This window comes from Pseudomonas sp. P4_C3, from assembly GCF_056402075.1.
This window is the reverse complement of the sequence record NZ_JBFUIC010000152.1, coordinates 1-10,416: the sequence shown is the minus strand read 5'-3', so window position 1 is coordinate 10,416 and position 10,416 is coordinate 1. Positions and strand designations below refer to the sequence as shown.

The window sequence follows — 10,416 nt, the reverse complement described above, 5'->3', positions numbered from 1 at the left end:
GGCCTGCTCAGCTCCAACGTGGTCGAGAGCGGGGCCTTTGTTGATGCCACCGGTTGCGGCCGGCCCGATGTGCAATTTCACGTGGTGCCCGCGCTGGTCGGTGACATCGACCGGTTGCCCCCCAGTGGCCACGGTATTTCGATAAACCCTTGTGCCTTGCGGCCACGCTCGCGCGGCCAACTGCGCCTCAAAAGTGCTGACCCGATGCAGGAAGTGTCACTCAAGGCTAATTATCTGAGTGATGAGCACGACCTTAGTACCATGGTCGCTGGAGTGAAGTTTGCTCGACGCATCCTGCGTGCACCATCGCTGGCCTGCGTGGTGGAAAACATGCTGTTGCTTCCTGATCACGACGACATTCCAGATCATGTGCTGGAGGACTACGTGCGCAGTGTTGCAAAAACCGTTTTCCATCCTGCGGGAACCTGTCGCATGGGGACGGATGCCAACGCAGTGGTCGGGCCCGATTTGCGGGTGCATGGCGTGCAGGGGCTGCGCGTCGCCGACGCGTCGATCATGCCGACCATCGTCAGCGGCAATACAAATGCGCCCTGCATCATGATCGGTGAACGGTGTGCCGATTTCATTTTGGGGAGCGCTGCGTAGTCCGTTCAAACCTGCGCCTTATGCGCACCTCTTCGCATGCACAACAATTACAAGAGTACAGCGATGAACCTCATATCCCGCGGCACCTTCGACAATGAACAGGACAGCCTGCTCTACAACCGTATTGCCTGGCGTCTATTGCCGTTTCTTTTCGTTTTATATGTGGTCGCCTTTCTGGATCGCGTGAACGTTGGCTTTGCCAAGCTTCAGATGTCGGCCGATATCGGTTTGAGCGATCTTGCGTTCGGTTTCGGCGCCGGGGTTTTCTTCATCGGCTACTGCCTCTGCGAGATCCCCAGCAATATGATCCTGCAGCGCGTAGGGGCGAGGTTCTGGATCACCCGGATCATGATCACCTGGGGATTGCTGTCGATCTCAATGATGTTCGTCAAAACGCCAACTGCCTTCTATATCCTGCGCTTTCTGTTGGGCATGGCAGAGGCCGGTTTTTATCCTGGGGTCGTGCTGTACATGACCTACTGGTTTCCTTCCTACGCGCGGTCCCAAGGCATGGCCTGGTTCAATCTGGGCATTGCGATGGCCGGCGTTCTGGGCAGTCCGCTCTCCGGCTGGATCATGCAGACRTTTGCCGGCGTAGCGGGCATGGCGGGCTGGCAATGGTTGTTCTTGCTGGAGGGGATACCGGCCGTACTGCTGGGTATCGCGGTGTTCTTTTACCTAGACGATCGACCTGGCAAAGTGCACTGGTTGAGCCCGGAACAGAACGCTCGCGTGGTGCAGCAACTGGCGGCTCAGCGTCAGCACCATGAGGCGGCCGGGGCGGGCCACAACTGCCGTGCGGCATTCGTCAATAAAGATTTGTGGTGCCTGATCTACGTCAACTTTGCATTACTGTGCGGCACCTATGGGGTGTCATTCTGGCTGCCGCAGATCGTTCAGGGGCTTGGGGTAAAAAGCCTGTTTCAGACCGGGTTGATTGCTGCCATTCCCTTCGCGGTCGCCTCGGTCCTCATGGTATTGGTCAGCCGCCACTCGGACAAAAAACGTGAGCGACGTTGGCACGGTACGCTCTGCAATCTGGCTTCTGCCCTAGGGCTTGCCATCGCAGCGTACTTCCATGATCAACCTGTGTTGTCGTTGGCAGGGCTGAGTTTGGCCATGTCGGGTGGTCTGGCGGGTTTCTGTGTCTTGTGGGCGGTGCCCGGCGTGCTACTGACCGGTACTGCGGCGGCGGCAGGGATCGCGCTGATCGCCACCGTCGGTAATTTGGGCGGCTATGCCAGTCCATTCATGATGGGGTGGGTCAAGCAGAGTAGTGGCCATCTGGAATATGGCCTGTATGCGCTGGCCGGAATGACGTTGATAGGGGCGTTTGTCATGTTTTCAGTCAAGCCTCCAGGCGCCAAGGACGTTAAAGGATTGCCCGAACTATCGAGCATCTGATATCGCAGACCAACAAAAGTGTTTCGGCAGGAGATACAATCGGGCTTTTCCAGTTATCGACTAGAGGTGACCTCTTGGAACAGGATGACGAAAAGCCCACCACCGGCCCCGTATTGCTGGAGTCAGTGGAAATGGTGTTCCGTCTGCTCGATGAGCTGACGGCCGCACGCCGCCCTTTGGGAGTGACTGAACTGGCGCATCTGCTGCAAACCGCCAAGCCGAGGACCTACCGGCATTTGGCGTCGATGCGCCAGCTCGGCATTCTTGAACAGGATCCCGTCAGCGAAAAATACCTGCTCGGCCCCCGCCTGGTTGCCTATGGTGAAGCCGCGGGTGAGCAGTTTGATCTGCGCGCTATCGCTGACCCCTACCTCACGCGTATCCGTGATGCCACAGGGCAAACCGCACTACTGGCGGTCGCGACTCACGACACCGCGCTGGTGGTGTCATGTGTCGAATCCAAGGCCAACGTCTGTATTTCGGTCAAGCCGGGTAATCGTGTACTGCCTTACTGTTCAGCACAGGGGCGCACGGTGCTTGCGTTCTCCGATGCCGCCAGTCAACAACGGGTGATGCGCCGTAAGATGCCGCGCCTGACCGAGCGTACGCTGCATGACCCAGACGCGCTGATGCAACGACTGGAGTTGATACGCCAACGCCTGTATGACGATGCCGACGGTGAAGTGACCATGGGTATCAATGCTTTGTGCTGTCCGATCTTTCGCGAGAATGACGTGATTGTCGGGACTATCGGCATTGTCGGCCCTAGCGCGGCAATTGCCACGCCGCCGCCTGCGGTCATGCTGCGTGAGTTGCAGTCGGCAGCAGCGGAAATCAGTGAGCGATTACACGCGGGAACGTACCGGCGGTTGTAGTCGATGCCCAAGCCACCTCTTGTATCGAAATGGTAGCTTGGGCGCTTCCAGCCAGGTTCGTCGGATCAGAAGAGGTTGATCGGATACTCGGTGATCAAACGCACCTCGTTGAGGTTTACGCCTCGATCAGGACTCCTGAAGCTTGCCTGGCGTACCCTGAATGACAAGTCCTTGGCGCGTCCGGATTGCAGCACATACTTGACTTCGATATCCCGCTCCCATGCGTGACCGTCATCGGTCTGCGCGGTGTGGAAGTCCGTACCCTTCAGATAGCGCGTCATAAAACTAATCCCCGGCACGCCGAGGGCGGCAAAGTTTAAGTCGTAGCGGGCCAGCCAGGAGCGCTCGTTTTCGTAGTTGAAGTCCGAGTATTGCACTGAGTTGGCCACGAACACCGTGCTATTACCGTCCACGCCGTAACTGTATTTGCCATGGCCGGTGACGCGCTGGTGGGCAATCATGAATGTGTGCGGTCCGACTGCCAGCGAAGCCGACAGGCTCCAGATGCGGTTGTCCAGCACACCGCCGCGCTGCTGGCCCTGGCTCTTGGTGTCATAGCCGTTGAAGTCGAACTTGGTGGTGTAGCCGTCGCCCAGGGGCAGGCTGGCAGTAGCGCCCACGTAGTATTTGCGCCAGTAGTCCTCGACATCCGAATGGTAGACCCGGGCATTGAGGTTGCGGTTGATCTGGTAACTGCCGCCGATCAGGTCGAGGGAGGTGAGACGGCCGCTGTCATGCTCGCTTTGGTCTCGGTTGCGCATGGCGGTGAAGTGGCCGGCGTGCAGGGTCAGGTCGGTGATTTCCTTGCTGGTGACGAGCCAGCCCTGGGTGGTTTCCGGCAGCAGGCGATTGTCGCTGGTGGCCAGCACCGGCAGGTTCACCAGTTGCTCGCCGTACTTGAACAGGGTGTTTGACAGTTGCGCCTTGACCGCCACACCGCCCTTGGCATATTGGGATTTGGTGCCGTCACTGTCCTCCTCGAGCAACAGCGTCCCACCGCCCTTGCGGCCGTTGCCGGTGTCCAGCTTGATGCCGAGCAAACCGATGGCGTCCATACCGAACCCGACGGTGCCCGTGGTGAACCCGGACTCGAAAACCCCGATAAAGCCTTGGGCCCACTCTTCCGAATAGTTTTGCGACGTGCGGTTGTCGAGGAAGTTGCGGTTCATATAAAAGTTGCGGGCTTTTATGGAAAAGTGCGAGTCCTCGATAAAGCCACTGTTGTCGGCCAACGCGCTCAGGGGGAGGGTGCAGGTCAGCGCAACATGAAACACATGTTTGTTCTTCATTTTCACATCCCGGGTGCAGGGGCGCACGCGCCGGCCAATGGGCTCGGCCGAACGCTGCGCTTTTTAGTTATGTGTTGGCGTGGCAGGTTTTATTGGAGCACCGGGCGTTTGGTGTTGACCCAATCATTATGTTGCTCATAGGCATACGCCAGCTTGAGCAGGCCCAGGTCATCCCGCGGGCGTCCGATCAGTTGCATGCCCATGGGCAGTCCCTGGGGGCCGAAACCCACGGGAACGCTGATGATCGGACTGCCGGACAAGGTCCATGGGAAGCAGGTTTCCATCCACCGATGGTAGGTATCCATCGAGCGGCCATTGATCTGCTTGGGCCAGTGTTCGTTGATGTCAAACGGGAACACCTGGGCGGTGGGCACCGCTAGATAGTCGTAGGTTTCAAACAGCGTCACGAGGGTCTTGTACCAGGCGCTCCGGGCTTTGCTGGCGTTGAAAAAGTCTGCGGCGGACAGCTTCAGCGAACCCTCGATTTCCCAGATGGCCTCGGGTTTGAGCAGCGCGCGCTTGGTCGGGTCCTCGTAGTACTTGAGCAGGCCGTTGCCGATGCCGAAATGACGATGCACCAACCAAGTGTCCCACAGGCTTTCGGGCGAAAACGGTGACTTGAGCGGCTCGACGACCATGCCTTGGCCTGCGAGGTTGCCCAGGGCTTTTTCGCAGAGCTCCAGGATGCCGGGCTCCATGGCCAGGTAACCGCCCCAGTCCCCCAGCCAGCCGATTTTCTTGCCGGTTTGTCGGGACTGGAGCGCGTGTTCGACGTTATGCGGGGTCAGCGCAGCCAATTCGGCCGAGATTTCCAGGGACAGCGCGTCGGACAGGTCCAGGCCCGACTGGGTGGCTAGCAGCAACGCCAGGTCCGGCACCGTGCGCGCCATCGGGCCACTGTAGCCAAGCTGCGAGATAAACACTTCATCCGCCGGGCTGCGGGGCACCCTGCCCTGGCTCGGGCGCATGCCGTATACATTGCAAAATGCCGCCGGGTTGCGCAGCGACCCGCCGAAATCACTGCCATCGGCCACCGGCAGCATGCGCAGCGCCAGCGCCGTGGCTGCGCCACCGCTGCTGCCGCCGCTGGTTTTCTGCCGGTTGTAGGGGTTGCGAGTGGGGCCGTACACCGGGTTGTACGTCTGGGAACCGAGGCCGAATTCCGGCGTGTTGGTTTTGCCGATCATCAACGCACCCGCCGCGCGTGCCCGGGCGACGTGAATCGAATCTACCTTGGGTTGATTTTTTTGCAGCAACGGCGAGCCAAAGGTGGTGACGATATCCTTGGTCAACGCCAGGTCCTTGGGCGCTTGCGGGATACCATGCAGCCAACCCAGGGAATCACCGGCCTTGAGTTTGGCGTCAAAGGCCGAAGCCTCTTTAAGCAGGCTGTCGGGGTCGCGCAGGGCGACGATGGCGTTATAGGTGGGATTGAGCTGCTCGATACGCGCCAGGTAGGCCGCCATCACGTCGCGGCACGACACCTGCCGCCCATGAATGGCCAGGCTCAGTTGAGCTGCACTCCAGTCGACAATCTCTCCCGTCGCTTTCGCCGGTTTTTGGGCGCCGGCCAACGCGGGTTGAGCGGCAGCCGACCAGGCAACCCCGGGCAGGGAGCCGGCGATCACCCCGCCGACAATCCCTTTTAAAACCTGGCGGCGGCCKGCATCGGTACAGGCGGAGTCGAGAGGCGTGTTTACATCGTTTTCGGTAATGGACATCTGTATTCCTGTCAGCGGCAGTTTGAGGGCTTATGGAATTTTTCTTGTTGTGGTTTGCCGGGTTTCGCCGGCAAAAGGCCTAAACGTGTAACGCAAGAAAACGCTGTCATCTCATTGGTTGGGGAGCGTCCTCGGGTGGGTTGTCCAGGCGTGCCTGCAAGCAGGCAACGCCCGATTAGGTGGTCTCATGAAACAGGCTTGCGGTTCGCTCGATCACACTTTTCTGAAAGGCAACATTGTCGGAATCGGGTTGCTGGGTCTGAAGCATTTCCAGCATCGGATCGCGTACTTCGGTCCGTTTTCCGCTCAACGCCTCGATGGTGGCCAGGCCACAGAACGGTACATAGGCCTCTGCATAGCCTCCTTCATGCACCATCACCAATTTGCCTGCGCATAAGCGCTCGGCGGCGTCTTTGATCAATCGGGTCAATTCGCGATAGCTGTCGCTGTGCAGCAGCATCCGGCCCAGCGGATCGACACCATTGGCGTCGAAGCCGCAAGCCACGATGATCAATTCAGGTTGGTAACGCTCCAGAACCGGCAGGACGATTCGGTGCATTGCATGCAGGTAGGCTTCATGACCGCTGCCGGGAGGCAGGGCAATATTGAAGTTGGAGCCGATTCCCTTGCCGCTGCCCCTGTCGGTTTCACCGGTATAGCCGCGGGGGAAGGCGCGTTGTTGGTGGATCGACAACGTGAGCACATCGTCACGCTCGTAGAAGATCGTCTGGGTGCCATTGCCATGGTGCACGTCCCAATCCAGAACGGCGATCCGCTGAACGCCAAATCGCTCGCGTGCGATTTCGATGGCGATGGCGATGTTGTTCAGGTAGCAGAAACCCATGGCCTGGTCCGGCAGACAGTGGTGTCCGGGTGGACGACTGAGCACGTAGGCATTGGTGAGTTCACCCTGGAGCACCTGATCGACCGCAGCGCTGGCAAGGCCGGCTGAGACCCGGGCGATTTCATAAGTGCTCGGCCCGACGGGTGCACCGGGCGCAAGCATTCCGCCGCYGGCCTCRCACACTTGCCGAAAGCGCTGCAAATACGCTGCGGTATGCACGAGTTGCATTTGTTCGAGGGTGACCGGCGTGCCGCCCTGCAGGTGCAGGTGGCGACTCAGCCCACTGACGTCCAGGAGGTTTTTTAGCCGCCGCTTGGACTCCGGCGATTCAGCATGCGCCGAGCCCGAGGGCGGCTCGACCCACTGACCGACGGGAAGGGTGAGCGCGAACAGGCCGCCGCTGTGCCAAAAACAGTGTTCATCAAAGAAAAATCCGGTCTTGGACATCATTATTTCCTGGTGTGTGGATGTCATCGAGAGCATCAACCCGGCATTGCCACTGCGCGTGTCGCCTGGCTTGCAGGACGTACGCTGGTCATCACCAATGCAGCGACGAGCGTCAGTGCCGCCAGAACGTACAGCCCGTATTCAAGGTGGCCGGAAGCCTGTTTGATCCAGCCCATCATGAAGGGGCTGGCGTAACCGCCCAGATTGCCGACGGTGGTCATCAATGCGATGCCGGCCGCTGCCGCCGAACCGGTCAGTAATGTGCCGGGAATGGCCCACAGCACATTGAACGCCGACAGGCAGCCAGCCATGGCGATGCACAGACTGAACAGGCACAGGTAAGGGGACGTATGCAGCGCGGCACTCGCTGCCAGGCCAATGCCAGCGGCCAGGATCGAGAGCGATGCATGCCAGCGCCGTTCACGGGTACGGTCGGAATGTTTGCCGACAATGAGCATGCATACCGACGCAACCGCGAATGGGATTGCCGAGATCAGGCCCGTCTGCAGCAACGACTGTTCGCCCAAACCCCTGATGATCTGCGGCATCCAGAACGACATGCCATAGGTGGCGCACAGCAGTGCGAAATTGACGAACACCAGGCACCAGATGCCGCGATGGCTGAAAGCGCCGCGGAAGGTATGCACCGCGCCAGCTCTTTCGTGGGACAGACGCTGAGCCTCCAGATCGGCGACCACCCGGGCGTTTTGTTCGACCGTCAGCCAGCGGGATTTGCCAGGGCGATCCTCAAGATAAAAGTACACCGCGACACCCAGGACCACGGCAGGCAGGCCTTCGAGCAGGAACAGCCATTGCCAGCCCGCCATGCCCGCCACGCCAGCAAATGTCTGCATGATCCAGCCGGACAATGGGCCGCCCAGAACTCCCGCGATGCCGACGCCAAGGCTCAGGCAGGCCAGCCCTTGCGATTGCGCGTAAGACGGCAGCCAGAAGGTCAGGTAGAGAACGACCCCGGGATAAAACCCGGCCTCTGCGACCCCCAGCAAAAAGCGCAATACATAAAACGAGGTCGGGGTAGAGACGAACATCATCGACGTCGAAATGATCCCCCACATGACCATGATCCGAGTGATCCACAGACGTGCGCCCACCCGCTTGAGCATCATGTTGCTGGGCACCTCGAACAGGCAGTAGCCCAGAAAGAACACGCCGGCGCCAAAGCCGAACGCCGCGTCACTCAGACCGATGTCGGAGGCCATCTGCAATCTGGCGAAACCGACGTTGACCCGATCGAGGAAGGCAACCACGTAAAGAACGAAGAGAAACGGAAGGATTCGCCAGGCGATGCGGTTGTAAAGACTGCAATCCTGATCGTTCTCAAAGGTATTGCGGGATATGAGGTTCATTGAGGCTCTCTGTATTTATGGTGCAGACGGTGTCCGGTCGGGGCCGGATGCGTGATTTTTTATGGCAGTGAGCGAAGAGTGGTGACGCGGACAAAGGATGTATCTAATTCTTTTCAGCGAAACCGTGTTTCTTTGTGTGAGCGATGCTAGTAGTCGGTCGGAAGCGGTGTCAAGCACCTAATGCGGCTTTGGAAGGCTTTCGCGCAGGCGCATTGACCCACAGGCGGAACCTGTGAGTGACGTGTGAGAAAAGGCCTGCGATGCAGGCCTGAGTTCAGGAACGGCGGGACACGGCGCGTGACAACAGCAACAGCAGGGTGGCAAACAGCACCATGATGGTGGCCGCGGAAAGCAGGACTGGACTCAATGCTTCTCGGGCCGTCGTGAACATTTCGCGAGGCAGCGTCCGCTGATCGGGGCCGGCGAGAAACAGGGTTACGACCACTTCATCCAGGGAAGTGGCAAAGGCGAAGAGTCCTCCGGACAACAGGCCCGGCGAGATGAGCGGCAATGTCACTTTGCGCAAGGTTGTCCAGGGCGTCGCGCCCATGCTCGCAGCTGCCCATAACAGGCGCTGATTGAGACCACCCAGTGCCGAGCCGACATTGACCACCACGAACGGCACCGCCAAGGTGGTATGCGCCAGAATCAGCCCCAGATAGGTTCGTGTCAGCCCCGCATTGGAAAACACAAAATACATGCCCACGCCGACGATGACCGCTGGCACGATCATGGGTGCGATCAACAGGACTTCGATGAATCGTTTGCCTGGCATGGCCGGGTGCCGAAGTCCTAACGCCGCCAGCCCACCCAGGATCACGGCAAGCGCGGTGCTCGCCAGGGCCACCGCAAAACTGTTGAACAGCGCACTCAGCCATTGCGAGGAGGAGAAGAAGTCCTCGTACCAGCGCAAAGTAAAGTGTCCCAGTGGCAGTGACATGTAGCGACTGTCACTGAATGAGAGTGGCAGCACGATGAGAATGGGCAACAACAGGAAGGCCAGTACCAGGTAGCCACTCAATGACATGCCGAAATTGCCGAACCAGGCCATCGGCCCACTATTGGGATTACGGATCATCACTTAGCTCCTGTGCTGCGGCGGGCCAGATGCGCCTGAATGAGGTAGAGCAGGGTGGTCGCTACCAGCAACACCAACCCCAATGCCGAAGCCAGGCCCCAGTTCAGGGTGCCGGTAGTGAATTGGGCGATATAGAAACTGATCATTTGATCAGCCGGCCCACCGAGCAATGCGGGCGTGATGTAGAAACCGAGAGTGACAATGAAGACCATCAAGGCACCGGCCGCCAGTCCAGGAAGGACCTGTGGAAGGTAGACCTGGAAAAAAACCCGCGGTGGGCGAGCCCCCATCGAGTAGGCCGCCTGTACCAACAAGCGATTGCAACTGGACATGGCGGAAAGCAGTGGGAACACCATGAACGGCAGCATCACGTGAACCAACGCCAGAATCACGCCGAAGCGGTTGTATAGCAGGTGCAACGGACTGTTGACCCATCCCAGCTTCAACAGCATCGCGTTGACGATGCCTTGGTCCTGTAACAGCACCATCCAGGCGGTCGTGCGAACCAGAATCGATGTCCAGAACGGCAGCAGGATCAGGAGCAACAGCGCGTTGCGGGCCTTGGGCGTTCGGCGGTCCAGAAACACGCACAACGGGAATGCCAGCAGTACACAAACCAGCGTTGTGATGGCGGCGATGCCAAAGGTGCGCCCAAGGATCGAGCGATACAGACCGGCTTCATCCTTGGCGACCAGGCCCTGCTGGTAGTCGTGTTTCATGTCCACGGCGGACAGCATGTGGTAAGTCCCGACAGGGCCAGAGGCCCGTTTGAAGGTTTGCCAGGT

9 protein-coding genes are annotated in these 10,416 nt (G+C 59.3%); 3 read left to right on the top strand and 6 right to left on the bottom strand.

Annotation, left to right across the window (positions count from 1 at the left end; translation table 11 throughout):
• The 3 genes from AC1DVH_RS20435 to AC1DVH_RS20425 form a co-directional block, all read left to right on the top strand.
• The coding region (locus AC1DVH_RS20435) for a GMC family oxidoreductase (RefSeq protein ID WP_477755323.1) at positions 1-606 on the top strand (606 nt) is incomplete at its 5' end.
• A gap of 63 nt (positions 607-669) precedes the next feature.
• Positions 670-2,010, top strand: coding sequence for an MFS transporter (locus AC1DVH_RS20430; RefSeq protein ID WP_477755322.1), 1,341 nt, complete (start codon positions 670-672; stop codon positions 2,008-2,010).
• Positions 2,011-2,084: 74 nt separating this feature from the next.
• Positions 2,085-2,885 (top strand): IclR family transcriptional regulator, encoded by an 801-nt coding sequence (locus AC1DVH_RS20425; protein WP_477755321.1) that lies wholly within the window; start codon positions 2,085-2,087, stop codon positions 2,883-2,885.
• Between the two features lie 65 nt (positions 2,886-2,950).
• Here the strand turns inward: AC1DVH_RS20425 and AC1DVH_RS20420 are convergent, their stop codons facing one another.
• The 6 genes from AC1DVH_RS20420 to AC1DVH_RS20395 all read right to left on the bottom strand — a co-directional run.
• Complete coding sequence (locus AC1DVH_RS20420; protein WP_477755320.1) at positions 2,951-4,174, bottom strand: OprD family porin; 1,224 nt, start codon at positions 4,172-4,174, stop codon at positions 2,951-2,953.
• An 89-nt stretch (positions 4,175-4,263) separates the two neighbouring features.
• Positions 4,264-5,895, bottom strand: a complete 1,632-nt coding sequence (locus AC1DVH_RS20415) for an amidase (protein ID WP_477755319.1) — start codon at positions 5,893-5,895, stop codon at positions 4,264-4,266.
• A gap of 175 nt (positions 5,896-6,070) precedes the next feature.
• A complete protein-coding gene (locus AC1DVH_RS20410) occupies positions 6,071-7,189 on the bottom strand; it encodes a class II histone deacetylase (RefSeq protein WP_477755325.1) in 1,119 nt (372 codons plus the stop codon).
• A 32-nt stretch (positions 7,190-7,221) separates the two neighbouring features.
• The gene (locus AC1DVH_RS20405) at positions 7,222-8,553 is read right to left on the bottom strand and encodes an MFS transporter (RefSeq protein WP_477755318.1); all 1,332 of its coding nucleotides are present in this window, start codon (positions 8,551-8,553) and stop codon (positions 7,222-7,224) included.
• A 274-nt stretch (positions 8,554-8,827) separates the two neighbouring features.
• Positions 8,828-9,628, bottom strand: a complete 801-nt coding sequence (locus AC1DVH_RS20400; protein WP_477755324.1) for an ABC transporter permease — start codon at positions 9,626-9,628, stop codon at positions 8,828-8,830.
• A 2-nt stretch (positions 9,629-9,630) separates the two neighbouring features.
• Positions 9,631-10,416: ABC transporter permease (locus AC1DVH_RS20395; RefSeq protein ID WP_477755317.1), on the bottom strand; the 786-nt coding region annotated here is incomplete at its 5' end.